This is a genomic window from Rhizobium sp. O111 (genome assembly GCF_055616315.1).
Genome location: NZ_JBSHXL010000001.1, coordinates 141,914 through 167,076, shown reverse-complemented (window position 1 = coordinate 167,076; position 25,163 = coordinate 141,914). Strand labels below are relative to the sequence as shown.

Here is a 25,163-nt window from a genome sequence, read left to right as displayed (position 1 = left end):
ACGAGTTCAAGAACGCCCGGACAGGTCCCAGGCGGCAGGGGATGTGAATGATTGGTCGCCGGGCGGCATTCGCGCTCTTCGGCTTCTGAGCGGAATTATCCGGTTCATTCGCCACGTTTTCAAGCGAAATACGTAAGCAATGCTGACCTATTCAAACTTCGCAAGATTAGTTCCGTCAGGCGGTCTTGCGTGCAAGGAACAGAATGCCGGGAATGATATTGGCGCCATCTTTGCGAATGGTGGTGCGGCTCATCGCGATCACCTCGAAGCCGTGGCGGTCGCAGAGCGAGCGGATGTAGCCTTCCGAGTGGGCGTAGCGCAGCGAATGGGCGAGATGAACGCCCTCCTCGTCCTCCGTTTCCTCGATGGAAAAACCGAAATCGGCGCCATCGACACAAAGCGCCGCCACCGACGCAAAGGCGATCTCGAGATTGCCGAGATAGATCAGCACATCGGCGGCCGTGACGAGATCGGCACGATGTACACCGCTATCCGCAAGCAGGCCGGATTGGTCTGCTGGCAGAGACAGGTCGGCCTGGGCGAGATGGTCGTAGACCTGCTTTTCCTCAGCCTTCGCCAGCATGTTCTGCGAGAGATCGAAGCCTTCCAGCCGATCGACCATGGCGCGGATTTGCGGCCCCATCAGCCCGGTGCCGCAGCCGAGATCGGCGGCCAGCGCGTAATGCCTGCCGGTCGCCGCGATCATGCGGGCGAGCTTTGCCGGCACGTCATAGCCGAGCTTGTCCACCAGCGAGGTCTCGAAGCGGGCGGCGTAATCGTCGAACAGGCGCTCGACATAGATGCTCGGCGGCTGATCGGGCACGGCGATATCGCCCAGGAAGGCGAGCTTCAGCGTGGCGCCGAAGATATCGTCTTCGGTGAGCGCGCGGGTTCGCCTGTAGGCCTCGATCGCGCCGGCGACATTGCCTGATTTTTCGCGGTAGGTGGCGAGCCAGTACCAGCCGGCCGCCCAATCCGGCACCAGCTCCAGCGCCTGCTCCATCAGCTCGGCGGCGGCATCCGGCTCGCCGCCCTTGTCCAGCATCCTGGCATAGTCGGCACGGCGGTCGGCGATGGCATCGCCTGATGTCTGGAGATGGGGCGGCATGATGGTGACCTGTTGCGCGGCCCGCATTTGGCGATGGCCACAAAAAAACTCAAGTCCTATTTCAGAGGCGGGTGCCGCAGCCCTGAAAAAGCTTGCGGGCAACGATTCGCGCCCGTATCTCAGGGGTGAACAGGAGATGATGCATGTCCGATCAGGTGAACAAGTTTCTGGGCGACTCGCTCGGCCGTACATTGATCAAGCTTTTGGTGGTGTCGCTGATCGTCGGCTTCATCATGGCCGTCTTCGGGCTGGCACCGCTGGATTTCATCTACGGCATCCGCAATTTCATCCTTGAGGTCTGGCATCGCGGCTTCTCCGCGCTCGGCCGCGTCGGCGACTATCTGATGCTCGGCGCCACCATCGTCATTCCGATCTTCCTCATCATCCGTCTCTTCAGCTATCGCCGGTAACATGACCTCCATCGATCTCTCTCGGCGCAGCCTGCTGCGCTTTTCCGCGCTTGCGCTTGCAGCCGGCGTCGCCAGCTGCGCCACCGGGCCGAAAGAGCCCTCGACGCCCTCCAACGGCGAGGACCAGACGGCCGCCTCGCTGCCGCTCGTCAACCAGCTGCGCGCCAAGAACGGCCTGCCTCCATTGACGGTGGATCCGGCCGCGACGGCGGCCGCCCTCTTCCAGGCCAAGCGCATGGCAGCGGCCGGCAAGATGAAGCACGTGATGGGCATAGCCGACGGTTTTGGTCCGCGCGTGAAGGCAAGCGGCGTGCAGCTGCCGGCGGCGGAAAACATCGCGACCGGGCAGCAGACGGTTCCGGCCGTCGTCACCGCCTGGATCAACTCGCCGCATCATCTGGAAAACATGCTCGGCCGCTACAGCGGTCTCGGTGTCGCGGTTGCCTATAATCCCGCTTCCCGCAACGTGCCCTATTGGGCCATGGTGCTTTCCAACTGAGGTGATTCCGCCTCTTTGCCGGGAGGCGGGTTTTGGACGCAGGCGTAAACAGCAGCGATAGCCGCAACGGCCTCGCCTTCGAGGTCACGCACCGGATGGTGCTGTCTATCGCCATTCCGATGACGCTCGGCTTCATCACCACGCCGCTGCTCGGCCTCGTCGGCACCGGCGTCGTCGGCCACATGAGCGATCCCGATGCGCTCGCGGGCCTGGCGATCGGGGCGATGCTCTTCGATCTCATTCTCGGCAGCTTCAACTTCCTGCGCGCCTCGACCACCGGGCTGACGGCGCAGGCCTATGGGCGGCGCGACCGGCATGCCGAGCAGGGCGTTTTCTGGCGGGCTATCATTTCGGCGCTCGGCTGCGGCGTGGCGCTGCTCTGTCTGTCACCGCTGCTTCTGGCGGCGGGTCTGACGCTGATGGGGCCGGAGAATGCGGTCGCGCAGGCGACCAGCACCTATTTTTCCATCCGCATTCTCGCCGGGCCGGCAGCGCTCGCCAATTACGCGATCCTCGGCTTCGTGCTCGGGCGTGGACAGGGAAGCATCGGCCTCCTGCTGCAGACGATCATCAACGGCATCAACATCGTGCTGGCGATCGCGCTTGGTCTCTGGCTCGACTGGGGGATCGCAGGTGTCGCCTGGGCGACGACCGTCGGCGAGACGATCGGGGCGCTCGCCGGCCTGTTCATCGTGCTCCGGGGCTTCGACCGCGCTGACCGGCCGACGCGCGGCGAGATCTTTGCGCGGAAGCCTCTGGCGGAACTCTTCACGCTCAATCGCGATATCCTGATCCGCACCTTCGTGCTGCTTGGTGCCTTCGCCCTGATGACGCGGATCGGCACCGGCTTCGGCGCCGTGACGCTGGCGGCCAACGCCGTGTTGATGAACTTCCTGATGCTGTCGAGCTTCTATCTCGACGGGCTGGCCAACGCCGCCGAGCAGATCACCGGCCGCGCCGTCGGGGCGCGCTATCGCCCGGCCTTCGATCGTGGTTTGAAGCTGACGACGATCTGGTCGTTCGGGCTCGCCGGCATCATCTCGCTGTTTTTCCTGGTGGCCGGAGAGCGGCTGATCGCGGCGCTGACGACGTCATCTGACGTGCGTGAGGCCGCAAGCCTCTATCTCCCCTGGGCGGCGATTACGGGACTGACGGGTGCGCTCGCCTTTCTGATGGACGGCGTCTTCATCGGCGCGACGTGGTCGAGCGACATGCGCAACCGCATGCTGATGTCGTTCGTCGTCTATCTCGCGGCGCTCGCGGTCTTCGTGCCGGCCTTCGCCAACCACGGCCTGTGGCTGGCGATCAACCTGTTCCTGCTTTCGCGCGGCGTGTTCCTGGTGCTCAGAGTCAAGCAGAGGGCCGATCAGACGTTCCGCCCGGCCCAGTAATCCATCTTGCTGTCACGCAGCTCGCGGATGGAAGCGACCTTCTCGCGATCCATCAGCTTCGACAGGCCACGCACGATATCGCCCGCCAGGCCGGGGCCTTCATAGACCATGCAGGAATAGAGCTGCACCAGATCGGCGCCCGCCTTGATCTTCTCCAGCGCGGTCTCGGCTGACGAGACACCGCCGGCGCCGATGATCGGCAGGTCGGGGCCGACGCGCTTGCGCATCTTCGCCAGCACCACGGTCGACTTTTCGAAGAGCGGCTTGCCGGAAAGACCGCCCTGCTCTTTCGCCTGGCGCTGATCCTTCAGGCCATTTCGTGAGAGGGTGGTGTTGGAAACGATCAGGCCATCAAGCGCATGCGAGAGCGCTTCGGCGGCGATGTCGTCGATGCCCTCTTCCGCCAGATCCGGTGCGACCTTGAGGAAGACGGGGATCTTGCGGCCGGATTTTTCGGCTTCCTCGTCGCGCGCGGCAAGCACGGCCGACAGCAGCGCCGACAGGCTCTCGCGCGCCTGCAGATCGCGCAGACCCGGCGTGTTGGGAGAGGAGATATTGGCGGTGAAGTAGCCTGCCAGCGAATAGAAGCGACGGATGCCCTTCACATAGTCGTCGATGCGATCGGCGCTATCCTTGTTGGCACCGATATTGATGCCGATGATGCCCTTGCTCCTGACGGATGACAGGCGCGCGAAGGCCGCGTCGTGGCCCTCATTGTTGAAGCCTAGGCGGTTGATCACGCCTTCGTCCTCGACCAGGCGGAAGATGCGCGGGCGCGGATTGCCGGATTGCGGCTTGGGCGTGACCGTGCCGATCTCGGTGAAACCGAAGCCGATCTTCAGCAGCGCTTCCGGAACTTCGGCATTCTTGTCATAGCCGGCGGCCATGCCGATCGGATTGGCGAACTCAAGCCCGGCGACCGTCTGGCGCAGGCGCGCATCTGCAGGTGCGGCGCAGGCCGGCACGAGGCCGGACTTCAGCGCCGCGATCGACATGCCGTGCGCCGTTTCGGGATCGAAGAGGAAGAGACCCTTGCGGGCGGCGTGCTTGAAGAGATCGATCATGGCAGAAGGTCCGGAAAGATGTGTTTGCCTTCGGCATCGAGCGGCAATGGCTTTTCCCAGAGCACGGCCGAAAGCGGGAGGTCCGCATAGAGATGCGGAAAGAGATCGCCGCCGCGCGACGGTTCGAAAATCAGCTTGTCACCAAGGGCTGAAGCATCGACGGCGACAAGCAGCAGGCCGGCCTGGCCGGCGAAGTGCAAGGCCGCGGTCTGCACGGCTTGGCTTGCCGTCGAGAAGTGGATGAAGCCGTCCTTGAGATCGATGGCGGCGCCGCGGAAAACGCCGGCCGCCCGGGCGTCCTGCCAGAGCGTTTCCGTCACGATCTTGTAAAGCGTGGGTGTCAGGGTCATGATGGCCTCATGAATGGCTGGTCTTTCCCGGGCTTTGCCGCAGTTGAGCGGCGATGTCCACGCGCTCACCGCAAAAAATGCGGTGGCCATCGAGATTTCCGGAGGAAACCATGAAAAATATCACGCTCAGCCTCGTCGCCATCCTCATTCCGCTTGCAGCCTCCGCCGCGGAGCCGGACGCAAGCCGGTTCCAACTGGAGCGCAGCGGCGACCATCTCGTGCGACTCGATCGCCAGACCGGGGCCATGTCGCTCTGCGAAGAGAAGGACGGAGCGCTCGTCTGCCGCATGGCCGCCGACGAACGCGCGGCTTACGAAAGCGAACTCGACCGGCTGTCGGACCGGGTGACCGCGCTCGAGAACAAGAGCATCGTCAACAAGGCATTGCCATCGGACGCCGAGATCGACCGCTCGATCGGCATCATGGAGCGCTGGATGCGCAGCTTCATGGGGATCGTCAAGGAATTCCAGAGCGAGGACCAGGGCAACGCCCTTCCGCAAAAGACATGATTTGCTATAGTCTGCTTTAGCAGGGAGGCATGAACCGTGGAGGAAGGCGGTGCATGGACTTCATGATCGGGCTCTTGGGAGGGAGTTTTCGATGCATGAGCAGACAATCATTATTGCCGATGACCATCCGCTGTTTCGCGATGCGCTTCGCCAGGCCGTGACCGGGATGGAGGGGCATCCCGATATCGTCGAGGCTGGCGATTTCGCCGCCGCGCGAAAGTCGGTCGGCGAGCATCCTGATGCCGATCTCATGCTGCTCGACCTCGCCATGCCGGGGGTGAGCGGCTTTTCGGGCCTGATGGCGTTGCGGTCGGAATTTGCAGGCCTGCCGATCGTCATCGTTTCGGCATCCGACGATGCGACGACGATCCGCCGCTCGCTTGAGCTCGGCGCTTCCGGCTTCATCTCGAAATCCGCCGGGATCGACGATATCAGGCACGGCATACAGACCGTGCTTGCAGGCGACATCGCAACGCCTGACAGCTATCGCGACGGGCAGGAACAGGACCCCGATGTGGCCGATATCATCCACCGGCTGCACACGCTGACGCCGCAGCAGAGCCGGGTGCTGACGATGCTGGCCGAGGGCCTGCTCAACAAGCAGATCGCCTATGAACTCGGCGTCTCCGAGGCGACGATCAAGGCGCATGTTTCTGCCATTCTGCTCAAACTCAATGTCGACAGCCGCACCCAGGCGGTGATCCAGCTCGGCAAGATCAACATGGCGATGGTTGCCTGACGGGAGAGAGGATTTTATTCCTCTTGTCTCTTTACTCCTGCCCGCCTTGCGGTTAATCTTTCAGCCGATTAAGGAGCGCCGTTGCGCGCACGGGATCAGGCGACATGCTGTCACACGAGCAGATCTGGGGAGCGCTCGACAGGCTTGCCGAACGGCACGACCTGACACCCTCGGGGCTTGCCCGCCGCGCCGGCCTCGACCCGACCTCGTTCAACAAATCCAAACGCCTTTCCGCCGATGGGCGCTTGCGCTGGCCATCGACGGAATCGATCGCCAAGGTTCTCGAAGCGACGCGGTCGAGCATGGAGGAGTTTTTATCCTTCATGCGGCCGCAGGGCAGTTTCTCGACGCTGCCGGATGGTGCGTTTCCGCCGCAGGGGAGCTCCATACCACTGCTCGGCTTCGCGCAGGCGGGCGCTGGCGGCTTTTTCGATGATGGCGGCTTTCCGGCCGGACAGGGCTGGGATGTGGTGGAATTTCCGGCCGCACCGTCTCAGAAGGCCGGCGTCTATGCGCTTGAGGTTCAGGGCGAAAGCATGATGCCGCTCTATCGCGACGGCGACGTCCTGATCGTCGAGCCGGGCGCGCAGGTTCGCCGCAACGACCGCGTCGTGGTGAAGACACGCGAGGGCGAGGTGATGGCCAAGGTGCTGATGCGCCAGAGCCCGCGCTCGATCGAACTCATGTCGCTCAATCCCGAGCACCCGAACCGCACGATCGAACTCACCGACGTGGATTGGATCGCCCGGATCATCTGGGCCAGCCAGTAGGAAAATCTTCCATGAAGCCTGCGGCACTTCTGACAGCGACTGCGGGAATAGCGATCGTCATCGGCCTGATCGCCGCCGGCGAGCATCGGTTGAGCGCTGCGTCTGATGCGGGCGAGATCGCTGCATCGGCGCAAGGCGCGGCCGAGCAGCAAACGCCCTCGCCCGCGCAGCCTAAGACGAACCCGGATGCCAGCATGATGGCCCGGCCGGTGGATGACGCCAGCCAGTTCTACCCGGCCTCCGTCGATGGCAAACCCTTGGAGCGCGAACAGGCGCCGGAGCCCGAGAAAAAGCCTGTCGTGGTGACCGAGAGAGGGATCGACCTGCCGCGCCCGGTGGCCGAAAGCGCCGGCGTGCTCGGTTTCGGCGAAAGGCGGCTGCAACTGGCAGGGCTGACGCCGACGCCGGTCGACAAGAGCTGCGCCGGTGCCGGGGGCACGGAATGGCCATGCGGCATGCTGGCGAAGACCAATTTCCGGCTTTTCCTGCGGCTTCGCACCGTCAACTGCGATCTCAGCGATGCCAATTGGAGCGGCACCGCGACAGCGAGTTGCAAAATCGGTGCGCAGGACCTTTCCGAGTGGCTGGTCGAGAATGGCTGGGCAGAGGCAGCGGCGGGCTCGGCCTTCGCGGATGCCGGGGCCCAGGCCAAGCGAGATGGAAACGGTATCTACGGACAGGATCCTCGCCAGGCCGGCGCGATGGATGCACCCGACCTGACGCAGCCTGAAGATATGAGCGATCCCTTGTAATGGGCGCGGCCAGTTCCTAAACTCTGCTGACATCGCAGAGGAACCATGCAGACATGAACAAGCCGCTTTCCGCCCACGACGCGTTGATCTACGTGATGGTCATGGCATCCGCCGTCGACAGCACGATGAATGATCGGGAGCTGGAACGTATCGGACAGCTGATCGGGTTCCTGCCGGTGTTTCGCGGCTTCGACGACGACAAGCTGATCTCGGTTGCCCGCGACTGCGCGGCACTTCTGTCCGGTCCCGAAGGGCTCGATGTCGTTCTCGAGACGGTCAAAGACACGTTGTCGCCGAAGCTTTACGACACGGCCTATGCGCTGGCAGTCGAAGTCGCGTCGGCCGATCTTTCGGTGAAGGCGGAGGAACTGCGACTGCTCAGCCTGCTGCGCGACCGGCTCGGCCTCGACAAGCTCACCTGCGCCGCGATCGAGCGCAGCGCCATTGCCCGTTTTCGCAAGGCTTAATCCGCCTAGTAAAGCCCATAGGGGAAATAGCGCAGGTAGATTTCCTGAAGGCGGCCGCTGCGCGAAAGGGCGGCCAGCGCGTGGTCGAAGGCCGAGCGCAGGACCTCGTCTTTTTGCCGCAGCATGATCGTCATGCCCTCGCCCAGAAACTCTTCCGACATATAGGGACCGTCGAACAGGGCGCAGCATTTCTCCGACGCCTGCGACGACACCCAGAAGGAGAGCTGCAGCGAATCGGCGAAGACGGCGTCGACCTTGCCATCCTTCAATGCTGCCAGCAGCGCTTCCTTGCTGTCGAACGGCACCGCCTTGACCCTGGGGAAATAGGCGGCGAGCATGGCGGCGTGCGCGGTTTCCTTGACGACGCCGACGGAGCGATCGGCAAGGCTTGCGGCATTCTCGCCCTTGATCGGCGCCTTCAGATTGCGGGCAAAGCGGGCGGGCAGCATCAGATAAGGGCGCGAGAAGGAAAACTGCCGGCGCAGTTCGCTGCCGACGGCCAGTCCCGCGATCACGGCATCGCCCTGCGAGGCGGCCAGCGCATCCTTGAGATCGGCGAAGGGCAAGGCCTGGATCTGGCACTTGTCCGATATCTCAAGCTCGGCGCAGATCTCGCGGGCGAGATCGACGTTGAAGCCCGAGAGCTTGCCGTTCCGATCCATGAAATTGAAGGGCGGAAAATCGACCGAGGTCAGGAAGCGCAGGCGCACGAGGCTCGTCAGATCGGGCTTGGCGAGGCGCTCACGGCTGTCGAACAGCAAGGGCAAGGAGGGCGCTGCCTGCTGTGCCGCAGCCGAAAGAGGTAGCCAAAATGCAAGCAGAAACAGCCAGAGGCTGCAAAACCCCTTAGGATTGAGAGATGCCAGCTTAAATCGCACCATTATGATCTGCCCCGGGGACTGCACTGCCAATTCAAGGACGGTGTATCAGAGTCATGCGTATCGGGGAATATGCGCCGGGCGGGATCAGCACCCGTAACGCGACGCTTCAGGAGCGACCGAAACCTCCGATCTTGCCGGCCGTGCCGGCGGGCGTGGTCAATGATGCGCAACAGATCGAGATCGAAGCGCTGCTCCGCCTCGGCATCGGCAAGCCGACGATCGCGCGCGCGGCGGCCATGGCCCGCCATAATGGCACGTCGATCGAGCGCGAACTGCTGGCCAACCGATGGGTGGACGCCGAGAGCTATTATGCCGGTCTTGCCCGCGCGCTTCGCGTGCCGTTCCTCTCGCAGCTCGATCCGGCCCTGATCCATGACGACCAGGCGCTCGACACGCAGCTGGCGGACACGCGATCCGTGCGGCTGAACTACGCCGACAAGGCGATGATCGCCATCATTCCCGAGGCCGGCCGCCTGCTGGCGCTGGCACGGACGATCGAGGGGCGGCCGGGGCTTGCCGAGCGGATCATCATCACCACGCCCACCGCGATGCGCGACGCCATCTGGCGCGTCGGCGCCAAGCGGCGGGTGAAAGAGAGCATCGGGACGCTGTTCGAGGACAAGGGCCGGTTCAGCGCCCGCATCGTGCTCTCGGGCAAACAGGGCTTCATTGCCGGCGCGGCACTTTGCGCGCTTATTTTCGCGGCGTTTTCCGATCTGCCGCTGATCGCGATCGTTCATCTCGCTCTGTCGCTCATCTACATGGCGGCGATCCTGCTCAGGGCCTGCGCGCTCAGCCACCGTCGCGGCCCGCAGCCAACGCCGCAACCGACGAAGCGGCTGCCCGTCTATTCCGTGTTCGTCGCGCTCTACAAGGAGGCGGAGGTGGCCGGCCAGCTTGTCGCGGCGCTGAAGCAACTCAACTGGCCGATCGCCAAGCTCGACATCAAGTTGATATGCGAGGCCGACGACCACGCGACGATCGCGGCACTTGAGAAGCAGGATCTCGGCCCGCAGTTCGAAATCGTCGCGGTGCCCGTCTCCCACCCGAGAACGAAACCGAAGGCGCTGAACTATGCGTTGAGCGCCGCGCGCGGCGAGTTCCTCGTGATCTACGACGCCGAGGACAGGCCGCATCCGGACCAGCTGCGCGCGGCCTATGCGAGCTTCTGCGCCAGCCGCGATGACGTCGTCTGCCTGCAGGCGCCGCTGATCATCTCCAATGTCGGCAGCTCATGGATCAGCGCCGCCTTCGCGCTCGAATATGCGGCGCTGTTTCGGCTGTTGCTGCCGATGCTGGCAAAGCACCGGTTGCCGATGCCGCTCGGCGGCACCTCCAACCATCTGCGCGTCGCCGATCTCAAGGCGTGCGGCGGGTGGGATCCCTATAACGTCACCGAGGATGCCGATCTCGGCCTGCGGCTCTACAGGCTCGGCTATCGCTGCGGCGTGATCGACTGCCCGACCTACGAGGACGCGCCGACGAGGCGCGACGTCTGGCTGAACCAGCGCACACGGTGGTTCAAGGGCTGGCTGCAAACGTGGCTGGTGATGATGCGCGCGCCCGGCAAGCTGGTGCGCGAGATGGGGATCTGGCCGTTCCTCGTTTTTCAGATATTGATCGGCGGCATGCTCGTGGCCTCGCTGGCGCATCCGTGGATGGTCATGTTGATCCTCACCACCGCCAGCTACATGATGCTGGGTTTCCCAGCGCCCGGCACCGGCGAGGCACTGCTCTTTCTGATCGATGTCGCTAACATGCTGGGAAGCTACGTCATCCTGCTGGTGCTTGGCCGGCGCGCCATGCTGCGCGACGAGAAGCGAAAGGTCGGCTGGCGATGGGTCGCCCTGCCCCTCTACTGGATGCTGATCTCGGGCGCCGCGTGGCGCGCGGTCTTCCAGCTGCATTTCAAGCCGTTCTTCTGGGACAAGACCCCGCACCTGCCAACGGCCTCCGCGCAACCGATGCGCGCGGGCTCCGTCCCTTCGCAATGAGCCGGTTCATTTAAATTCTGTGGCCCCCGGGATGCGTTAGTTTCGTCTTAAGCAATATGGATTCTAGTCGCGTTCGACGACACCGGTTCCTGACCGAATGCATGATGCGCCTGTCGAGCCTTAGCGGGCATCTCCCACGGCGCCACAAGCGCCAGCTCTGCCTTCGAAAACGCCTGTCCTTGAAAACGATCGTATCCGGCCATCCCCCTGGCCGCAGCCCATGGGCCCATTCATGCTGAAAAACTTCAAAATCCGCACCAAGATCATCTCGGTCGTTGCGCTTCTCGGCGTCATCGCGATCGGTGGTCTTGTCTATGTCGTCGAGGAATTCCGCGGCGCCGATGCCGCCTACAGCGCCTTCATCGACCACGAAGCGCTTGCGGCAATGCAGGCCTCGCGTGCCAGCGCGTCTGCCACCGCAGCCGTTCTGCAGGCAACCGTCGTCTCCGACCTCACCCCCGGCACGCCCGACTTCGACGCCGCGATCGCCGCGCCCAGCAAGATGCCGCAAGCGCGCGAGCGCCTGCAGCAGGCAGCCGACCTCGTGCCGAACCGAAAGCCCGCGATCGACGAGATCATCGCCGGCATCGACGAGATGGACGCGCTCTCGAAAAAGGTGATCGACCAGGCCAAGGCCGGCGACCGCACGAGCGCGCGCGCCACGGCAGCCGAGCTCAACGCAAAGCTTTCGATCGTCACGCCGAAGATGATCGCCAACAATGATGCGCTGATGGTGCAGCTCAACGATGGCGGCGACGCGCTTTCGGCCACGGTCAACAGCCGTATCCTCTACTGTTTCGTGCTGATCGGGCTCGCCGTGCTTGCCGCGATCGGCCTCAGCATCTGGATCGCGCAGGCCGGCATTGCGGCACCGATGGCCCGGCTTCGCCAGCGCATGACGCGGCTTGCCGAGGGCGAGACGGCAAGCGCCGTCGACGGCATGGACCGGCACGACGAAGTGGGCGAGATGGCGGCCGCCGTCTCCATCTTCCGCGACAACGCCATCGAGCGCATGCGTCTCGAGCGCGAGGCGGAGCGCAACCGCAATCTCACCGACAGCGAGCGGCGCGAAATCGAAGCGCAGCGCGCCACCGAGGCGGCCGATCTCTCGCGCACCGTCAGCGCACTCGGCGACGGCCTGCGCAAGCTTGCGGCCGGCGACCTGATCTCACAGATCAACACGCCGTTCGAAGGCAGTCTGGACAGCCTGCGCCAGGATTTCAACAACTCGATCTTCAAGCTCAACGAAACGATGCAGACCGTGGGCGACAACGCCCGCGCGATTACGGCCGGCGCCGGCGAGATTCGCTCCTCGGCCGACCAGCTTTCGCGGCGCACCGAGCAGCAGGCAGCCTCCGTCGAGGAAACAGCGGCCGCGCTGGAAGAGATCACCACCACGGTAAAGGACGCCGCGCGCCGGGCGGAAGAAGCGCGCGCGCTGGTGTCGAAAACCCGCCACAGCGCCGAGCGCTCCGGCGAAGTCGTGCGCAAGGCGGTCAATGCCATGCAGCAGATCGAACAGTCCTCGGCCTCGATCGGCAACATCATCGGCGTGATCGACGACATCGCCTTCCAGACCAATCTTCTCGCGCTGAACGCGGGCGTGGAAGCAGCACGCGCCGGCGAAGCGGGCAAGGGTTTCGCAGTCGTGGCGCAGGAAGTGCGCGAACTCGCGCAACGCTCCGCCAACGCCGCACGCGAAATCCAGTCGCTGATCCTCACTTCGGGCAACCAGGTGAAATCGGGCGTGTCGCTGGTCGGCGAAACCGGCAAGGCGCTCGAAGAGATCGTCCACGAGGTGCAGGAGATCAACCAGCACGTCAACGCGATCGCCGAAGCCGCACGCGAGCAATCGATCGGGCTGCAGGAGATCAACACGGCGGTCAACACGATGGACCAGGGCACGCAGCAGAACGCCGCGATGGTGGAAGAAAGCACCGCCGCCAGCCATAAGCTCGCCACAGAGGCGGCTGCGCTCAACACCCTGCTCGACCAGTTCAAGCTGACCGGCACCGGCGGCGGCACCGTGGCGTTCACGCCACGGGTGGTTCCAGACGCCAACGAGCCCCTAGCGCCACGCGCTGCCAAGCCTGTGCTGACCCGCAAGGCGCCGGTGCGGATCGCCACCTCGGGTGTGACGCGACCGACCTCCTCGCCGGCGCTGGCGCTCGGGCAGAAGCTCGCCAACGCCTTCGGCGGCACGTCGTCCGCCGACAAGAAGGATGACGACTGGACGGAATTCTGAGCCGCGACAAGCGCTCTCGCAAACATGAAATGGGCGGCTCAAGGCCGCCCATTTTCATTTCGGCAAATGCCGACTTTATCCGCTATGTGATCGATCTCTTAGACGAGACCGAGCGAAATTTCTTCAACCTTGCGGCCACGACCATAATCGCGCTCGTAGGAAGAGCGGCGGTCGCTGCGCTTGTATGCGGCAACGTCGAGTTCCGGCATATGGTAGCCATCCGCGTAGGTGCCGGTGTCATCGGCATCGACGACATCGCGCTTTGCGGTGAAAATCTTCAAGAGCATTTCGCTATTCCTCTTCGTGTGCGCCAGTAACGGCCAGAGCGCCGTCCAAGTTCCATGTACCGGAGAATAGTTAAAAATTAACCACGTTCATTAGGGATTCGTCAAGTACGCGGAAAGCGTTAGGGTATGGGGTAACGCCGATGGTCGCGCTGCGATCGACTATGGCGTTAAGCACCAACGACGACACCCGATCAATGCAGATGCTGGTAAAGGTCAATTGACGGTATACTCCTGCCATCGCACCATATGAATCGGTACATGCGACATAAAATTCGCGATGTCTCGGCGTCCAAAATAGGTCGGCCTACCTCGACTGTCCTGAGCAAGCAAGACGACTGGAACGCCGAATATAGGAGTGAAGGTCCGCACGGCTCGTGCCGCCTCGTTCTGATTGTGAACGATGTGTGGCTTTACTACGACCACTGCAAACGTCTGCCCCCGCTCGCGGATGATTGCACCTTGAATGCGCATCTGTAGCTCCTTTCGAACGTTGGAAGAAGATCGGGCCAATAGCTTGGCCCGATCTCCGTGTCGGCGCCATCACTTCTTATTTGGGCGCTGAGTAAGAGCCGATGCCGCTGCTGTTTTGGCGGCAGGACTGGAGTTGGGATTGCGGAGTACCTTAGCTGCAGCTGATGCGGCTTTGGCGCTAGTGACTTCCTTATTTGCCATTTCGGGCTTCGCTTTCTTTAGTTGCGTTTCAACGACGGGAATCCCGATCCACATTTAACTTGACCGCAGAATCCAATCATGATTCGGTATGTTTCATAAGTTGGACGTTTCTCTTATGAAACACAATCCGTCTCACATGTGAAACGATAGTGCGACTCGGATGGCGCGTCAACAATGAATCTCGACTTGGGACCACTATGAGCTTAGCTATTGAAAAGCTGGGAGAAATGATTTCCACTCGCCGGGGCGCCGTCGGCGTCCGAGCCGCTGCCAACGAAATTGGCATCAGCCCGGCGACCCTTTCACGAATCGAAAACGGCAATGTTCCGGACCTTGCAACATTCGCAGCGATCTGCAGATGGCTGGGCGAAGACCCTGCAACATTTCTAGGGATGCAGCCCAGCAACGAAGAAGCTCAACCGGCAAGCGTTCATCTTCGTAAAAAGAAAACTCTGTCTATTGATACGGCCGTGGCGCTGGGAGGTATGATAGTTGCGGCCCAGCAGGCGTTGCGGGACCGCGAGAACCTTTAGCGAAATGCGCCATGGTTTTAAATCTCAAGCCGAGAGACTCTCGTTAGCTCACCGACAGAAATTGAAGCTGTCTGCTTTCGACCGAATCGACGCCAAACAATTCCTTGAGTCCCTTGGCTTCGTGGTTTGGTCACCACTTGAAGTTCCTGGAATAGCGGCTGATCACCTAAATCAATTGACGTCTATTGACCCAGATAGTTGGTCAGGCGTCACGATTCGAGAAGGTGGCGCGACCGCGGTTATTATAAACAACATTCATCCGCCTGCCAGGCAGGCGAATACCATGATGCATGAATGGGCACATATAGAACTGCGCCACAAGCCTAACAGGGTTGATCGTTCAGACGCCGGCTTGTTGTTGCTAAGCGACTATCCTGCAGAATTCGAGGATGAGGCCGACTGGCTTGCGGGAGCAATTCTTGCACCAAGAGACGGCCTGATGCGTTTTAGAACGAGCGGAATGACCCCAGACGAAATCGCCCTGCATTACGGAATCAGCATAGAGCTAACAAATTGGCGTTTGCGGATGACTGGTATCGAAAAGCAGATGTACGCGAGAAGGCAACTCGGAAGATAGTCTACTTATTGCGGCCTCGAGCCATACTTAGATAGCTGGAGCGGGTGAAGGGAATCGAACCCTCGTATTCAGCTTGGGAAGCTGCTGCTCTACCATTGAGCTACACCCGCGTTACGCGCAGATTTCCAACAGATGGCGGCTAGTGTCAAGCGGCCTTGAAGCACTTGCCGGTTATGTGGCTCAGATCCGGAAGTGCTTGGAGAGCTTGAGGCCTTGTGCCTGGTAGTTGGAGCCGAGGCCGGTGCCGTAGAGGCTTTCGGGGTGTTCCTGCATGTGCTCGTAGACCAGGCGGCCGACGATCTGGCCGTCTTCGAGGATGAAGGGCACCTCGTGGCTGCGGACTTCGAGGACGGCGCGGCTGCCGCGGCCGCCGGCGGGGGCGTGGCCGAAGCCGGGGTCGAAGAAGCCGGCGTAGTGGACGCGGAATTCGCCGACCAGCGGATCGAAGGGCGTCATCTCGGCGGCGTAATGCGGGGGCACGTGGACGGCCTCGCGCGAGACGAGGATGTAGAACTCATCCGGATCGAGGATCAGCTCGTTGCGACCGCGGCTGTAGATCGGCTCCCAGAAATCGAAGATATCGTGCTGGGCCTTCTTGTCGACATCGACGACCGCCGTGTGGTGCTTGCCGCGATAGCCGATCAGGCCGTCCTTGTCGCCGGCGAGATCGATCGACAGCGCAATGCCGCCGCCCGAGACGTTCGGCTTGGTGCTTGCGACGAGTGTCTCGGCATCGTGCAGCGCCAGCAGTTCCGGTTCGCCGAGCAGCGACTGGCCGATGCGGAAGCGGATCTGCGACAGGCGCGAGCCGCGACGCACGACGATCGGGAAGGTGCGCGGCGAGATTTCGAGATAGAGCGGGCCGGAATAGCCGGCCGGGATCTTGTCGAATTCCTGCGCGTAATCGGTGATCACGCGGGTGAAGATGTCGAGGCGGCCGGTCGAGCTTTTCGGATTGGCCGAGGCCGACATGTCGGCCGGCAGATCGAGGCGCTCCATCAGGGGCACGATGTAGACGCAGCCGGTTTCGAGCACCGCGCCTTCCGAAAGGTCGACGACATGCAGGCTCAATCGGTCGAGCTTGTCGGAGACGAGGCTGTTCGGACCCGGCATGAAGCTGGCGCGGACGCGGAAGGCCTTGGCGCCGAGGCGCAGATCAAGGCTCGCCGGCTGGATCTGGTCGCTGTCGAGCTCGCGCTCCGCGACGAGGCGCCCCGTCTCGAACAACGCGGCAATCGCGCGGTCTGCCAATATTCCTGTTTCGCGAGCCATCATGCCCCATCCATAATTTGCCGCAGACAAAACCAAAATCGAGGAATTGACGCAAGCGCGCAACAGCAGTATTGCAGCTTTATCCCGTGGTGATTTGGCCGGTCGGCTTGCAGCCACGTTAAACAAGTGGCTAAATAGACCGGGTTGAAACCGGTCTGCATTCGCGGCCGGTTTTTTTGTGTTTGAAAGTGGTGATGGCATGAGCAAGACTTGGCGCCCGGCAACCCAACTGGTCCACGGCGGAACGCTGCGCTCGCAGTATAGCGAGACATCCGAGGCGATCTATCTCACGCAAGGGTTTGTCTACGACAGCGCGGAAGCCGCAGAAGCGCGCTTCAAGGGCGAGACGGAGGGCTATATCTACGCCCGCTACGGCAGTCCGACCAACGACATGTTCGAAAAGCGCATGTGCGCGATGGAAGGCGCCGAAGAAGCCCGCGCCACCGCATCGGGCATGGCAGCCGTTGCCGCCGCCATCCTCTGCCAAGTGAAAGCCGGCGATCATATCGTGGCCGCCCGCGCGCTCTTCGGTTCCTGCCGCTGGGTGGTCGAGACGCTGGCGCCGAAATACGGCATCGAGTGTACGCTGGTCGATGGCCGCCATCTGGAAAATTGGGAAAAGGCGATCCGCCCGAATACCAAAGTGTTCTTCCTGGAAAGCCCGACCAACCCGACGCTCGAAGTGGTCGATATCGCAGGCGTTGCCAAGCTCGCCAACCAGGTCGGCGCCAAGGTCGTGGTCGACAACGTCTTCGCGACGCCGATCTTCCAGAAGCCGCTGGAACTCGGCGCCCATATCGTCGTCTATTCCGCGACCAAGCATATCGACGGCCAGGGCCGCAGCCTCGGTGGGGTGATCCTCTCGGATACGGAGTGGGTCAACGAACATCTGCAGGACTATTATCGCCATACCGGCCCGGCTATGTCGCCGTTCACGGCGTGGACGCTGCTGAAGGGTCTCGAGACGCTGCCGCTGCGCGTCAAGCAGCAGACCGAGAACGCCAGCAAGATCGCCGACTTCCTGGCCGAGCAGAAGCAGGTGGCCAAGGTGATCTATCCCGGCCGCAAGGACCATCCGCAGGCCGATATCGTCGCAAAGCAGATGAAGGGCGGCTCGACGCTGGTGGCGATCGAACTCAAGGGCGGCAAGGAAGCGGCGTTTGCCCTGCAGAACGCGCTTGAGATCGTGAAGATCTCCAACAATCTCGGCGACGCGAAGAGCCTGATCACGCATCCGGCGACGACCACGCACAAGAACCTGACGGATGAGGCGCGCGCGGAACTCGGCATCTCTCCGGGCACCGTGCGCCTGTCGGCCGGTATCGAGGATACCGACGACCTGATCGAGGATTTCGCGCAGGCACTCTCCAAGATCAAGGCCTGATCAAGAATAGCCGGCCGGGTCGATGTGATCCGGCCGGCATTTAAACGCGTATTTTTGCAATTTACTCGCGCTGAGCGGGAGTGGCATTAGTCTTAACGCGCGAATTTTTCGCGCTTACAGCCAATTGATTGCGGATTCCAGCCTGGTTTATTGACCTGCCGCACCTCTTATAAGATACCAGTAAGGTATTCTTATTATGGTGTAGGCATGTACCGCGCCCTGACACGAGATATTGAAGTGGTGGTCGAGCCCTTTTACCTGGAGGAGCAATCCGACCCGGACGACGACCGCTATGTGTGGGGCTACCGCATCGTCATCAGCAACAATTCCGACCTCACTGTACGCCTCGTCAACCGCTACTGGAACATTACCGACCAGAACGGCGTCGTCGACGAAGTGAGCGGCGCCGGCGTCGTCGGCGAGCAGCCGACGCTCAGCCCCGGCGATACCTACGAGTATTCGTCGGGCTGCCCGCTCGATACGCCATCGGGCCTGATGTTCGGCCACTACCAGATGGAAACCGATAAAGGCGAGGTCTTCCAGGTGGAAATCCCCGCCTTCTCGCTTGATTCACCCGGCCTGCTCAGAGTGCTGAACTAACCTTTTTTGTCGCATGTCGGTGCCGCAAAACCGCTGCACGGTCTTGCGCGACATGCTTCAGCTTATTCAGCCGCCTGCGCGAGCTCTTCGGCCTCGAAACGATAGGTCGTCGAGCAGAATTCGCAGGTGACCGCGATCTTGCCCTCTTCCTGGCTAGCTTCGATCTCCTCGGCGGAGAAGCCCTTGAGCACGCCCTTGATCTTCTCGCGCGAGCAGGAGCAGCGGTCGAACACTTCGCGCGGCTCATACACGCGCACGCCGCGCTCGTGGAAGAGCCGGAACAGCAGGCGCTCGACGCCGACCTGCGGATCGGTCAGCTCATCGGCGTCGATGGTCTCCACCAGCGAACGCGCCTCGGCCCAGGCATCGTCTTCCGCATGCTGGACGGTACCTTCGTCGCCATCGCCGCCGTGCAGGTCGGCCTGGCGCATGCGCTCGGGCGCTTCCGGCAGGAACTGGGCAACGAGGCCCCCTGCCCGCCAGCGATGACGCGGCTTGCCCGCTTCGTCGCGGTCGAGCAGTTCGGCGGCGGCAAGGCGCACGCGCGTCGGGATCTGCTCCGACTGACGGAAGTAGGTGCCGGCGATATCCTCCAGCGTGGCGCCGTCGAGCGCGACGATGCCCTGGTAAGGCTGACTGAACTTGCCATGGTCGATGGTGAACGCCAGCATGCCCTTGCCGAGCAGCTGCTCGGGCTCGGCGCGACCGGCGGCGACCGCCTCGTCCAGAAGCGTCTGGTCGAAGCGGGCATAGGCGCGCACGTTCTCAGGCGTCGAGAAGTCGGCGACAAGCAGATCGACCGGGCCGTCGCTCTTGGTCTGCACGGTGAACTTGCCTTCGAACTTCAGCGACGTGCCAAGCAGCACCGTCAGCGCGATGACTTCGGCCAGCAGGCGGGCGACGGGTGCGGGATAGTTGTGGCGATCGAGGATCGCATCCAGCATCGGGCCGAGCTGGACGGCGCGACCGCGCACATCCAGGCCTTCCACCTGAAACGGAACGACATGATCATCACCGGCGAAATCGAATTCGCCGAGGGTGGCTGCAGCTTCTGCCATGGTCTTCTCCTAGTCTGAGGGCAGCGGACGAGCCCGTCCATCCGCCAGCGCGGCCACGGGCCTGTCCGGCCCGATGTGGCCTCCAGTATGGTTCAGATCGCGCCCAGGCACCAAGCAAGAATCGACTTCTGCGCATGAAGACGGTTTTCCGCTTCATCGAAGACCACGGATTGCGGGCCGTCGATCACTTCGTCTGTAACTTCCTCACCACGATGGGCCGGCAGGCAATGCATGAACAATGCATCCTTGTCGGCCTGTGCCATCAAAGCCGAATTGACCTGATAAGGCTGGAAGACGTTGTGACCCCGGGCCCGATGTTCCTGATTCATGGAGACCCAGGTATCGGTCACCACGCAATCGGCGCCGGCGACCGCACGGTCTGCATCATGGCTCAGCATGATCTCGGCGCCCTCATTGCGGGCCCAGTTCAGATAGTGATCCTTCGGCTCGGAACCAAGGGGTACCGCCATGTTCATGCGATAACCGAAACGAGCAGCCCCTTCGACCAGCGAATGCAGCACGTTGTTGCCATCGCCCATCCAGGCGATCGTCTTGCCCTTGATGGGGCCGCGATGCTCTTCGAACGTCATGATATCGGCCATGATCTGGCACGGATGGGTGTCATCCGTCAGCGCGTTGATGACGGGAACGGTCGCGTGTTCGGCGAGCTCCAGCATGCGCGCATGGTCGGTCGTGCGGATCATGATCGCATCGACATAGCGCGACAGAACCTTGGCGGTATCGCCAATCGTTTCAGCGCGGCCGAGCTGCATTTCGGTGCCCGAGAGGAACAGCGTCTCGCCGCCGAGCTGGCGCATGCCGACGTCGAAGGAGACGCGGGTGCGGGTCGAGGGCTTTTCGAAGATCATCGCCAGCATCTTTCCTGCCAGCGGCTTGTCGCCCTGGCCGGCCTTGAAGGCCTGCTTACGGGTCTTGGCGTCGTCCATGATGACCCTGAGGTCGGAGGAGGTTACCGCGGAAAGATCGAGAAAGTGTTTTGGGGAAGCCATCTGTCTTTAACCTGTTGCGCCCGCCATCCGGCCGGGCATCCATCCATTCAAGCCGTCTTCTTTGCCTTGGCGCGCACGCTCTCGGCGGCACGCTCCAGGCGCGCGAGGCCTTCGCGGGCTTCATCGGCCGTGACGACAAGCGGGGGGAGCAAACGGATGACATTGTCGCCGGCCGGAATGGCCAGCAGGTTGGCAGCGCGGATGGCCTGCAGGAGCTCAGCCGACGGAACAGCCGCCTTGACGCCAAGCATCAGGCCTTCGCCCCTGACATCCTCGATCACATCGGGGAAACGATCCTTCAGCGATGCGAGACCCTGGCGGAAGACGAGTGCGACGTCGCTGACGTGCTGCAGGAAGCCTTCCTCGAGGATCACGTCGAGCACGGCATTGCCGACGGCCATGGCGAGCGGGTTGCCGCCATAGGTCGAGCCATGGGTGCCGGCCTTCATGCCGGAGGCAGCTTCAGCAGTTGCCAGGCAGGCGCCGAGTGGGAAACCACCGCCGATGCCCTTGGCGGCGGCGAGAATGTCCGGCGTTACGCCCAACCGCTCATAAGCAAAGAGCTTGCCTGTACGGCCGACGCCGGTCTGAACCTCGTCGAGGATCAGAAGCAGGCCGTTTTCATCGCAAAGCTGACGCAAAGCCTTCATGAACTCCACAGTCGCAGGGCGGATACCGCCCTCGCCCTGTACCGGTTCGATCAGGATACCGGCCGTGGCATCGGTGATGGCGGCGCGAACGGCCTCGATATCACCGAAGGGAACCTGGTCGAAACCGGGCGCCTTGGGGCCGAAGCCTTCCAGATACTTCTCCTGGCCGCCGGCGGCGATCGTCGCCAGCGTGCGACCGTGGAAGGCGCCTTCAAAGGTGATGATGTGGAAGCGCTCGGGATGACCCTTCGAATACTGGTAGCGACGCGCGGTCTTGATCGCGCATTCCAGCGCTTCGGCGCCGGAGTTGGTGAAGAACACCTTATCCGCGAAGGTTGCATCCGTCAGCCGCTTGGCGAGACGCTCCTGACCGGGGATCTCGTAAATGTTGGAAAGGTGCCAGACCTTATCGGCCTGATCCTTCAGTGCTCCGACGACATGCGGGTGGCTATGGCCGACAGAGGTCACGGCAACGCCCGCGCCGAAATCGAGATATCGCTCGCCAGTTTCGGTGATCAGCCACACGCCCTCTCCTCGCTCGAACCGCAGCGGGGCACGAGAGTAGGTATCATAAAGCGGCGCGGCTTCAGCCATGGCGCGATCTCCTGTCATTCGCTCAATAATCGCCCGGACTCCGGCTAAAAAGCGGGTGCCCGGAAATGAAAAATGCCGCCTTTCGGCGGCGAGGGGCACTATTGTCTTTTCGCAGTGCGATGTCAACAAAACTGAGCTTTTGTCGCATGCGTCAAGCAAGCATCAGGGCGCCGGCGAGCTATCAACAGCTAATGTTGCAGAAATGACTCTACCACCCAGCAAGTTGGGGAAAACCGAGAAATCGATTCGCCGCGATTCAACCGACTCTTGTCACGGAGTCGCCCTCACTCTAGGTTAAAACTCAATTACTAGACTGCATGCGGCGGAACTAGTCACCAAAATCGAGCAAGCGTTTCTTGGTCCGGACACGTCCGTGCCATGGGTGAGGGATTCTGCCTACACCAACGCAATAAGGCGGAGACAGGGCATGAACTGGACAGACGAGCGCGTTGAAAGACTGAAGAAGCTTTGGGCCGAAGGCCTGAGCGCCAGCCAGATTGCGGCACAACTTGGCGGTGTAAGCCGCAACGCCGTCATCGGCAAGGTCCACCGTCTGAACCTGCCTGGCCGCGCCAAGGCCGGCGGCACGACGACGGCGACCAGAGCACCGAAGCGCCCGGCGGTTTCGACGCCCCGCCCCGCCAGCAACTTCAATTCCGCACGCATCTCGCCAAGCCGCGCCGTTGCCCGCCCGCAGGGCGCAGTGGCTCTCAAGGAAGAGATGGATATCGATGCGATCGAGGAAGTCCGTTACCGTCCCGCTTCCAACGTTGTCGTTCCGATCTCGCGCCGCCTCGGCCTCACGGAACTGACCGAGCGTACGTGCAAGTGGCCGGTCGGCGATCCGCTGACGGATGACTTCCACTTCTGCGGCTGCGAATCCCCTGACAACTCGCCATACTGCACCTATCACCAGCGCATGGCCTACCAGCCGGTCAACGAGCGCCGCAAGGCAGCCAACCGGGTCGCATGACCCGGAAAGCCGGATAAGGAACAAAAGAAAACGGGCCCTTGCGGGCCCGTTTTTCGTTGGATCGGATGAAATGGAAGCGCCTTACGCTTCCATCGAATAGCCGGCGCCGCGAACGGTGCGGATGACATCTTGCATGTTCGAGAAGTTGAGCGCCTTGCGCAGGCGGCCGACGTGTACGTCGACGGTGCGTTCGTCGACATAGATGTCATGGCCCCAGACGCCATCGAGCAGCTGCGAGCGGGAGAAGACACGGCCGGGCGACGACATCAGGAATTCCAGAAGGCGGAATTCGGTCGGTCCCAGGCGGACTTCGCGGCTCTTGCGGTGAACGCGGTGGGTTTCGCGATCGAGCTCGATATCGCCGCACTTCAGCAGCGAGGAGAGCACTTCCGGCTTGGCGCGGCGCAGCATCGCCTTGACGCGGGCGACGAGCTCAGGCGTCGAGAACGGCTTGACGACATAGTCGTCGGCGCCGGTCGACAGGCCGCGAACACGTTCGCTTTCCTCGCCACGGGCGGTCAGCATGATGATCGGCAGGCGCTCGGTCTCCGGGCGCATGCGCAGGCGACGGCACAGCTCGATGCCGGAAACGCCGGGCAGCATCCAATCGAGGATCAACAGGTCGGGCGTGCGTTCCTGCAGCCGGATTTCGGCCTCGTCACCGCGAAGGATGGTATCGACTTCGAAGCCTTCGGCCTCGAGGTTATAGCGAAGAAGCACGCTCAGTGCTTCTTCGTCTTCAACGACTGCTACTCTTGGGATCATTCGTCTCGGTCTCCTGGGGGCGTGGGTCCGGAACGCTTATTCCGTGACCGCGCCGACGGTGTTGGCGGTGTCGTCCTTCGGACGCTCGCCTTCCGGCTGGGCGCCGGTAGCCATGTAGTAGATGGTCTCTGCGATGTTGGTGGCGTGGTCGCCGATGCGCTCGATGTTCTTGGCGCAGAAGAGAAGATGCGTGCAGCTGGTGATGTTGCGCGGATCTTCCATCATGTAGGTCAGCATCTCGCGGAACAGCGAGGTGTACATCGCGTCGATTTCCTCGTCGCGCTCGCGGATCGACTTGGCGCGGTCGGCAACGCGGCTGGTGTAGACGTCGAGAACTTCCTTGAGCTGGACAAGCGCCAGTTCGGAAAGATGCTCGAGGCCACGAGCGAGCTTGCGCGGAACGCCCGTGCTCTGGACAGCGATGACGCGCTTGGCAGTGTTCTTGCCGAGATCGCCGACGCGCTCGAGATCGGCCGCGATGCGGATCGAGCCCATGATTTCGCGAAGGTCGGCGGCCATCGGCTGGCGGCGGGCGATGGTGATGATCGCCTTTTCGCCGATCTCGCGCTCGGCGTGATCGAGGATCACGTCGTCGGAGATGACCTTCTGGGCGAGCGAAGTGTCGCCGTTGACGAGCGCGCGAACAGCGTCGCCGACCATCTGTTCCGCGAGGCCGCCCATTTCGGAGATGCGGCGCGTCAGGAACTTGAGATCATCGTCATAGGCGGAATAGATATGTGTCGATGCCATGGGGCTTATCCTTGAATGTCCTGAGGTTTACCGGTTTCGGAGATCAGCCGAAGCGGCCCATGATGTAATCCTGGGTGCGCGGATCATCCGGGTTGGTGAACATCTTGTCGGTATCGTTCTCCTCGACGAGGTTGCCGAGGTGGAACATGGCGGTGCGCTGCGAAACGCGTGCTGCCTGCTGCATCGAGTGCGTGACGATGACGATCGTGTAGGCTTCGCGCAGCTCGTGGATGAGCTCCTCGACCTTGGCGGTCGCGATCGGGTCAAGCGCTGAGCAGGGCTCGTCCATGAGGATGACTTCGGGGCTGACAGCAATCGCGCGGGCGATGCACAGACGCTGCTGCTGACCACCCGACAGGCCGGTGCCGCCTTCATGCACGCGGTCCTTGACCTCGTTCCACAGGCCGGCGCGCTGCAGGCTCTGCTCGACGATGACGTCCATGTCGGCCTTCGCCTTGGCGAGACCGTGGATGCGCGGGCCGTAGGCGACGTTTTCGTAGATCGACTTCGGGAACGGGTTCGGCTTCTGGAACACCATGCCAACGCGGGCGCGCAGCTCAACGACGTCGATATCCGGATCGTAGATATCATCGCCATCGAGCGTGATCTTGCCGGTAACGCGGCAGTTGTCGATCGTGTCGTTCATGCGGTTCAGGCTGCGCAGGAAGGTGGACTTGCCGCAGCCCGACGGACCGATGAGAGCCGTCACGGTGTTTTCGCGGATGTTCAGCTTCACGTCGAAAAGCGCACGCTTCTCGCCGTAGTAAACCGAGACGTCCTGGCCGATCATTTTATACGGAATGGTATTCATCTTCTGGTCTAGCGCCTTCTCAACTGCGGCTTCCGTCAACATGTTCAT

General features: G+C 62.3%; 28 protein-coding genes, 1 tRNA gene and 1 riboswitch. Of the genes, 15 read left to right on the top strand and 14 right to left on the bottom strand.

Going from position 1 to position 25,163, the window contains the following annotated elements; all coding sequences use genetic code 11:
• Positions 1 to 175 precede the first annotated feature (175 nt).
• Complete coding sequence (locus tag ACVTFQ_RS00845) at positions 176 to 1,108, bottom strand: methyltransferase (RefSeq protein ID WP_111561930.1); 933 nt, start codon at positions 1,106 to 1,108, stop codon at positions 176 to 178.
• Between the two features lie 143 nt (positions 1,109 to 1,251).
• On the opposite strand from ACVTFQ_RS00845, the gene ACVTFQ_RS00840 reads away from it, so the two are divergent.
• The 3 genes from ACVTFQ_RS00840 to ACVTFQ_RS00830 all read left to right on the top strand — a co-directional run bounded on the left by ACVTFQ_RS00840 (position 1,252) and on the right by ACVTFQ_RS00830 (position 3,408).
• Positions 1,252 to 1,518, top strand: a complete 267-nt coding sequence (locus ACVTFQ_RS00840; protein ID WP_018898330.1) for a DUF6460 domain-containing protein — start codon at positions 1,252 to 1,254, stop codon at positions 1,516 to 1,518.
• A gap of 1 nt (position 1,519) precedes the next feature.
• Positions 1,520 to 2,017 (top strand): CAP domain-containing protein, encoded by a 498-nt coding sequence (locus ACVTFQ_RS00835; protein WP_047507248.1) that lies wholly within the window; start codon positions 1,520 to 1,522, stop codon positions 2,015 to 2,017.
• A 95-nt stretch (positions 2,018 to 2,112) separates the two neighbouring features.
• Positions 2,113 to 3,408 (top strand): MATE family efflux transporter, encoded by a 1,296-nt coding sequence (locus ACVTFQ_RS00830; protein WP_052213959.1) that lies wholly within the window; start codon positions 2,113 to 2,115, stop codon positions 3,406 to 3,408.
• Here ACVTFQ_RS00830 and ACVTFQ_RS00825 read toward each other — a convergent pair.
• Positions 3,384 to 4,472 carry a quinone-dependent dihydroorotate dehydrogenase gene (locus tag ACVTFQ_RS00825; RefSeq protein ID WP_111561655.1) on the bottom strand — a complete coding sequence of 363 codons (1,089 nt, stop codon included), beginning with the start codon at positions 4,470 to 4,472 and terminating at the stop codon, positions 3,384 to 3,386. The two genes, ACVTFQ_RS00830 and ACVTFQ_RS00825, sit on opposite strands and share 25 nt — an antisense overlap.
• Entirely contained in the window at positions 4,469 to 4,822 is a 354-nt protein-coding gene (locus tag ACVTFQ_RS00820) for a DUF952 domain-containing protein (RefSeq protein WP_111561929.1), read from the bottom strand. The genes ACVTFQ_RS00825 and ACVTFQ_RS00820 overlap by 4 nt, the downstream gene beginning before the upstream one ends.
• Positions 4,823 to 4,932: 110 nt before the next feature.
• On the opposite strand from ACVTFQ_RS00820, the gene ACVTFQ_RS00815 reads away from it, so the two are divergent.
• The 5 genes from ACVTFQ_RS00815 (at position 4,933) to ACVTFQ_RS00795 (ending at position 8,059) form a co-directional block, all read left to right on the top strand.
• On the top strand, positions 4,933 to 5,331 hold the full coding sequence (locus ACVTFQ_RS00815; protein ID WP_111561654.1) for a hypothetical protein: 399 nt from the start codon (positions 4,933 to 4,935) through the stop codon (positions 5,329 to 5,331).
• A 91-nt stretch (positions 5,332 to 5,422) separates the two neighbouring features.
• A complete protein-coding gene (locus tag ACVTFQ_RS00810; RefSeq protein ID WP_111561653.1) occupies positions 5,423 to 6,070 on the top strand; it encodes a response regulator in 648 nt (215 codons plus the stop codon).
• Positions 6,071 to 6,174: 104 nt separating this feature from the next.
• On the top strand, positions 6,175 to 6,840 hold the full coding sequence (locus ACVTFQ_RS00805) for a S24 family peptidase (protein WP_018898323.1): 666 nt from the start codon (positions 6,175 to 6,177) through the stop codon (positions 6,838 to 6,840).
• An 11-nt stretch (positions 6,841 to 6,851) separates the two neighbouring features.
• On the top strand, positions 6,852 to 7,592 hold the full coding sequence (locus tag ACVTFQ_RS00800; protein ID WP_111561652.1) for a thermonuclease family protein: 741 nt from the start codon (positions 6,852 to 6,854) through the stop codon (positions 7,590 to 7,592).
• Between the two features lie 53 nt (positions 7,593 to 7,645).
• Positions 7,646 to 8,059, top strand: coding sequence for a tellurite resistance TerB family protein (locus ACVTFQ_RS00795; protein ID WP_018898321.1), 414 nt, complete (start codon positions 7,646 to 7,648; stop codon positions 8,057 to 8,059).
• A 5-nt stretch (positions 8,060 to 8,064) separates the two neighbouring features.
• On the opposite strand, the gene ACVTFQ_RS00790 is transcribed toward ACVTFQ_RS00795, so the two are convergent.
• Positions 8,065 to 8,940, bottom strand: coding sequence for a transporter substrate-binding domain-containing protein (locus tag ACVTFQ_RS00790; RefSeq protein WP_112435652.1), 876 nt, complete (start codon positions 8,938 to 8,940; stop codon positions 8,065 to 8,067).
• 53 nt (positions 8,941 to 8,993) lie between these two features.
• Between ACVTFQ_RS00790 and ACVTFQ_RS00785 the strand changes: the two genes are divergently transcribed.
• Both ACVTFQ_RS00785 and ACVTFQ_RS00780 read left to right on the top strand, forming a co-directional pair.
• A complete protein-coding gene (locus tag ACVTFQ_RS00785) occupies positions 8,994 to 10,934 on the top strand; it encodes a glycosyltransferase family 2 protein (RefSeq protein ID WP_313760208.1) in 1,941 nt (646 codons plus the stop codon).
• 232 nt (positions 10,935 to 11,166) lie between these two features.
• Positions 11,167 to 13,179, top strand: coding sequence for a methyl-accepting chemotaxis protein (locus ACVTFQ_RS00780; protein WP_111561928.1), 2,013 nt, complete (start codon positions 11,167 to 11,169; stop codon positions 13,177 to 13,179).
• A 98-nt stretch (positions 13,180 to 13,277) separates the two neighbouring features.
• Here ACVTFQ_RS00780 and ACVTFQ_RS00775 read toward each other — a convergent pair whose 3' ends face one another.
• Positions 13,278 to 13,466, bottom strand: a complete 189-nt coding sequence (locus ACVTFQ_RS00775) for a hypothetical protein (RefSeq protein WP_018898317.1) — start codon at positions 13,464 to 13,466, stop codon at positions 13,278 to 13,280.
• Positions 13,467 to 13,679: 213 nt separating this feature from the next.
• On the bottom strand, positions 13,680 to 13,937 hold the full coding sequence (locus tag ACVTFQ_RS00770) for a hypothetical protein (RefSeq protein ID WP_111561649.1): 258 nt from the start codon (positions 13,935 to 13,937) through the stop codon (positions 13,680 to 13,682).
• Between the two features lie 398 nt (positions 13,938 to 14,335).
• Between ACVTFQ_RS00770 and ACVTFQ_RS00765 the strand changes: the two genes are divergently transcribed.
• Both ACVTFQ_RS00765 and ACVTFQ_RS00760 read left to right on the top strand, forming a co-directional pair.
• Complete coding sequence (locus ACVTFQ_RS00765) at positions 14,336 to 14,671, top strand: helix-turn-helix domain-containing protein (protein ID WP_111561647.1); 336 nt, start codon at positions 14,336 to 14,338, stop codon at positions 14,669 to 14,671.
• Positions 14,672 to 14,675: 4 nt separating this feature from the next.
• On the top strand, positions 14,676 to 15,248 hold the full coding sequence (locus ACVTFQ_RS00760; protein ID WP_111561646.1) for an ImmA/IrrE family metallo-endopeptidase: 573 nt from the start codon (positions 14,676 to 14,678) through the stop codon (positions 15,246 to 15,248).
• Positions 15,249 to 15,284: 36 nt separating this feature from the next.
• On the opposite strand, the gene ACVTFQ_RS00755 is transcribed toward ACVTFQ_RS00760, so the two are convergent.
• Together ACVTFQ_RS00755 and ACVTFQ_RS00750 are read right to left on the bottom strand one after the other, a co-directional pair.
• Positions 15,285 to 15,358, bottom strand: a tRNA-Gly gene (locus ACVTFQ_RS00755).
• A 70-nt stretch (positions 15,359 to 15,428) separates the two neighbouring features.
• A complete protein-coding gene (locus tag ACVTFQ_RS00750; RefSeq protein WP_162718027.1) occupies positions 15,429 to 16,523 on the bottom strand; it encodes a 2'-deoxycytidine 5'-triphosphate deaminase in 1,095 nt (364 codons plus the stop codon).
• A 73-nt stretch (positions 16,524 to 16,596) separates the two neighbouring features.
• A riboswitch (SAM riboswitch) is annotated at positions 16,597 to 16,675 on the top strand.
• Between the two features lie 44 nt (positions 16,676 to 16,719).
• Between ACVTFQ_RS00750 and ACVTFQ_RS00745 the strand changes: the two genes are divergently transcribed.
• Positions 16,720 to 17,904, top strand: a complete 1,185-nt coding sequence (locus ACVTFQ_RS00745) for an O-succinylhomoserine sulfhydrylase (protein WP_111561645.1) — start codon at positions 16,720 to 16,722, stop codon at positions 17,902 to 17,904.
• A 207-nt stretch (positions 17,905 to 18,111) separates the two neighbouring features.
• Entirely contained in the window at positions 18,112 to 18,504 is a 393-nt protein-coding gene (gene apaG / locus ACVTFQ_RS00740; RefSeq protein WP_026282968.1) for a Co2+/Mg2+ efflux protein ApaG, read from the top strand.
• Between the two features lie 62 nt (positions 18,505 to 18,566).
• On the opposite strand, the gene ACVTFQ_RS00735 is transcribed toward apaG, so the two are convergent.
• From ACVTFQ_RS00735 to ACVTFQ_RS00725, 3 genes are all read right to left on the bottom strand, one after another.
• A complete protein-coding gene (locus ACVTFQ_RS00735) occupies positions 18,567 to 19,562 on the bottom strand; it encodes an Hsp33 family molecular chaperone (protein WP_112435650.1) in 996 nt (331 codons plus the stop codon).
• 92 nt (positions 19,563 to 19,654) lie between these two features.
• Positions 19,655 to 20,572 carry an ornithine carbamoyltransferase gene (gene argF / locus ACVTFQ_RS00730; protein WP_026282967.1) on the bottom strand — a complete coding sequence of 306 codons (918 nt, stop codon included), beginning with the start codon at positions 20,570 to 20,572 and terminating at the stop codon, positions 19,655 to 19,657.
• 47 nt (positions 20,573 to 20,619) lie between these two features.
• Positions 20,620 to 21,816, bottom strand: coding sequence for an aspartate aminotransferase family protein (locus tag ACVTFQ_RS00725; RefSeq protein ID WP_111561644.1), 1,197 nt, complete (start codon positions 21,814 to 21,816; stop codon positions 20,620 to 20,622).
• 427 nt (positions 21,817 to 22,243) lie between these two features.
• Here ACVTFQ_RS00725 and ACVTFQ_RS00720 point away from each other — a divergent pair, with 427 nt between their 5' ends.
• Positions 22,244 to 22,789 (top strand): GcrA family cell cycle regulator, encoded by a 546-nt coding sequence (locus ACVTFQ_RS00720; protein ID WP_018898308.1) that lies wholly within the window; start codon positions 22,244 to 22,246, stop codon positions 22,787 to 22,789.
• A gap of 81 nt (positions 22,790 to 22,870) precedes the next feature.
• Here ACVTFQ_RS00720 and phoB read toward each other — a convergent pair whose 3' ends face one another.
• The 3 genes from phoB to pstB are packed head-to-tail and all read right to left on the bottom strand — an operon-like array spanning position 22,871 to position 25,163.
• On the bottom strand, positions 22,871 to 23,554 hold the full coding sequence (gene phoB, locus ACVTFQ_RS00715; RefSeq protein WP_018898307.1) for a phosphate regulon transcriptional regulator PhoB: 684 nt from the start codon (positions 23,552 to 23,554) through the stop codon (positions 22,871 to 22,873).
• 36 nt (positions 23,555 to 23,590) lie between these two features.
• On the bottom strand, positions 23,591 to 24,304 hold the full coding sequence (phoU, locus tag ACVTFQ_RS00710; protein ID WP_018898306.1) for a phosphate signaling complex protein PhoU: 714 nt from the start codon (positions 24,302 to 24,304) through the stop codon (positions 23,591 to 23,593).
• A gap of 43 nt (positions 24,305 to 24,347) precedes the next feature.
• Entirely contained in the window at positions 24,348 to 25,163 is an 816-nt protein-coding gene (gene pstB / locus ACVTFQ_RS00705) for a phosphate ABC transporter ATP-binding protein PstB (RefSeq protein ID WP_018898305.1), read from the bottom strand.

What these genes read in the sequence shown, in the direction of transcription:
- ACVTFQ_RS00845 (WP_111561930.1), bottom strand. Translation starts at nt 1,108, where the DNA reads ATGCCGCCCCATCTCCAGACATCAGGCGATGCCATCGCCGACCGCCGT.
- ACVTFQ_RS00840 (WP_018898330.1), top strand. Translation starts at nt 1,252, where the DNA reads ATGTCCGATCAGGTGAACAAGTTTCTGGGCGACTCGCTCGGCCGTACA.
- ACVTFQ_RS00835 (WP_047507248.1), top strand. Translation starts at nt 1,520, where the DNA reads ATGACCTCCATCGATCTCTCTCGGCGCAGCCTGCTGCGCTTTTCCGCG.
- ACVTFQ_RS00830 (WP_052213959.1), top strand. Translation starts at nt 2,113, where the DNA reads ATGGTGCTGTCTATCGCCATTCCGATGACGCTCGGCTTCATCACCACG.
- ACVTFQ_RS00825 (WP_111561655.1), bottom strand. Translation starts at nt 4,472, where the DNA reads ATGATCGATCTCTTCAAGCACGCCGCCCGCAAGGGTCTCTTCCTCTTC.
- ACVTFQ_RS00820 (WP_111561929.1), bottom strand. Translation starts at nt 4,822, where the DNA reads ATGACCCTGACACCCACGCTTTACAAGATCGTGACGGAAACGCTCTGG.
- ACVTFQ_RS00815 (WP_111561654.1), top strand. Translation starts at nt 4,933, where the DNA reads ATGAAAAATATCACGCTCAGCCTCGTCGCCATCCTCATTCCGCTTGCA.
- ACVTFQ_RS00810 (WP_111561653.1), top strand. Translation starts at nt 5,423, where the DNA reads ATGCATGAGCAGACAATCATTATTGCCGATGACCATCCGCTGTTTCGC.
- ACVTFQ_RS00805 (WP_018898323.1), top strand. Translation starts at nt 6,175, where the DNA reads ATGCTGTCACACGAGCAGATCTGGGGAGCGCTCGACAGGCTTGCCGAA.
- ACVTFQ_RS00800 (WP_111561652.1), top strand. Translation starts at nt 6,852, where the DNA reads ATGAAGCCTGCGGCACTTCTGACAGCGACTGCGGGAATAGCGATCGTC.
- ACVTFQ_RS00795 (WP_018898321.1), top strand. Translation starts at nt 7,646, where the DNA reads ATGAACAAGCCGCTTTCCGCCCACGACGCGTTGATCTACGTGATGGTC.
- ACVTFQ_RS00790 (WP_112435652.1), bottom strand. Translation starts at nt 8,940, where the DNA reads ATGGTGCGATTTAAGCTGGCATCTCTCAATCCTAAGGGGTTTTGCAGC.
- ACVTFQ_RS00785 (WP_313760208.1), top strand. Translation starts at nt 8,994, where the DNA reads ATGCGTATCGGGGAATATGCGCCGGGCGGGATCAGCACCCGTAACGCG.
- ACVTFQ_RS00780 (WP_111561928.1), top strand. Translation starts at nt 11,167, where the DNA reads ATGCTGAAAAACTTCAAAATCCGCACCAAGATCATCTCGGTCGTTGCG.
- ACVTFQ_RS00775 (WP_018898317.1), bottom strand. Translation starts at nt 13,466, where the DNA reads ATGCTCTTGAAGATTTTCACCGCAAAGCGCGATGTCGTCGATGCCGAT.
- ACVTFQ_RS00770 (WP_111561649.1), bottom strand. Translation starts at nt 13,937, where the DNA reads ATGCGCATTCAAGGTGCAATCATCCGCGAGCGGGGGCAGACGTTTGCA.
- ACVTFQ_RS00765 (WP_111561647.1), top strand. Translation starts at nt 14,336, where the DNA reads ATGAGCTTAGCTATTGAAAAGCTGGGAGAAATGATTTCCACTCGCCGG.
- ACVTFQ_RS00760 (WP_111561646.1), top strand. Translation starts at nt 14,676, where the DNA reads ATGCGCCATGGTTTTAAATCTCAAGCCGAGAGACTCTCGTTAGCTCAC.
- ACVTFQ_RS00750 (WP_162718027.1), bottom strand. Translation starts at nt 16,523, where the DNA reads ATGATGGCTCGCGAAACAGGAATATTGGCAGACCGCGCGATTGCCGCG.
- ACVTFQ_RS00745 (WP_111561645.1), top strand. Translation starts at nt 16,720, where the DNA reads ATGAGCAAGACTTGGCGCCCGGCAACCCAACTGGTCCACGGCGGAACG.
- apaG (WP_026282968.1), top strand. Translation starts at nt 18,112, where the DNA reads ATGTACCGCGCCCTGACACGAGATATTGAAGTGGTGGTCGAGCCCTTT.
- ACVTFQ_RS00735 (WP_112435650.1), bottom strand. Translation starts at nt 19,562, where the DNA reads ATGGCAGAAGCTGCAGCCACCCTCGGCGAATTCGATTTCGCCGGTGAT.
- argF (WP_026282967.1), bottom strand. Translation starts at nt 20,572, where the DNA reads ATGGCTTCCCCAAAACACTTTCTCGATCTTTCCGCGGTAACCTCCTCC.
- ACVTFQ_RS00725 (WP_111561644.1), bottom strand. Translation starts at nt 21,816, where the DNA reads ATGGCTGAAGCCGCGCCGCTTTATGATACCTACTCTCGTGCCCCGCTG.
- ACVTFQ_RS00720 (WP_018898308.1), top strand. Translation starts at nt 22,244, where the DNA reads ATGAACTGGACAGACGAGCGCGTTGAAAGACTGAAGAAGCTTTGGGCC.
- phoB (WP_018898307.1), bottom strand. Translation starts at nt 23,554, where the DNA reads ATGATCCCAAGAGTAGCAGTCGTTGAAGACGAAGAAGCACTGAGCGTG.
- phoU (WP_018898306.1), bottom strand. Translation starts at nt 24,304, where the DNA reads ATGGCATCGACACATATCTATTCCGCCTATGACGATGATCTCAAGTTC.
- pstB (WP_018898305.1), bottom strand. Translation starts at nt 25,163, where the DNA reads ATGAACATGTTGACGGAAGCCGCAGTTGAGAAGGCGCTAGACCAGAAG.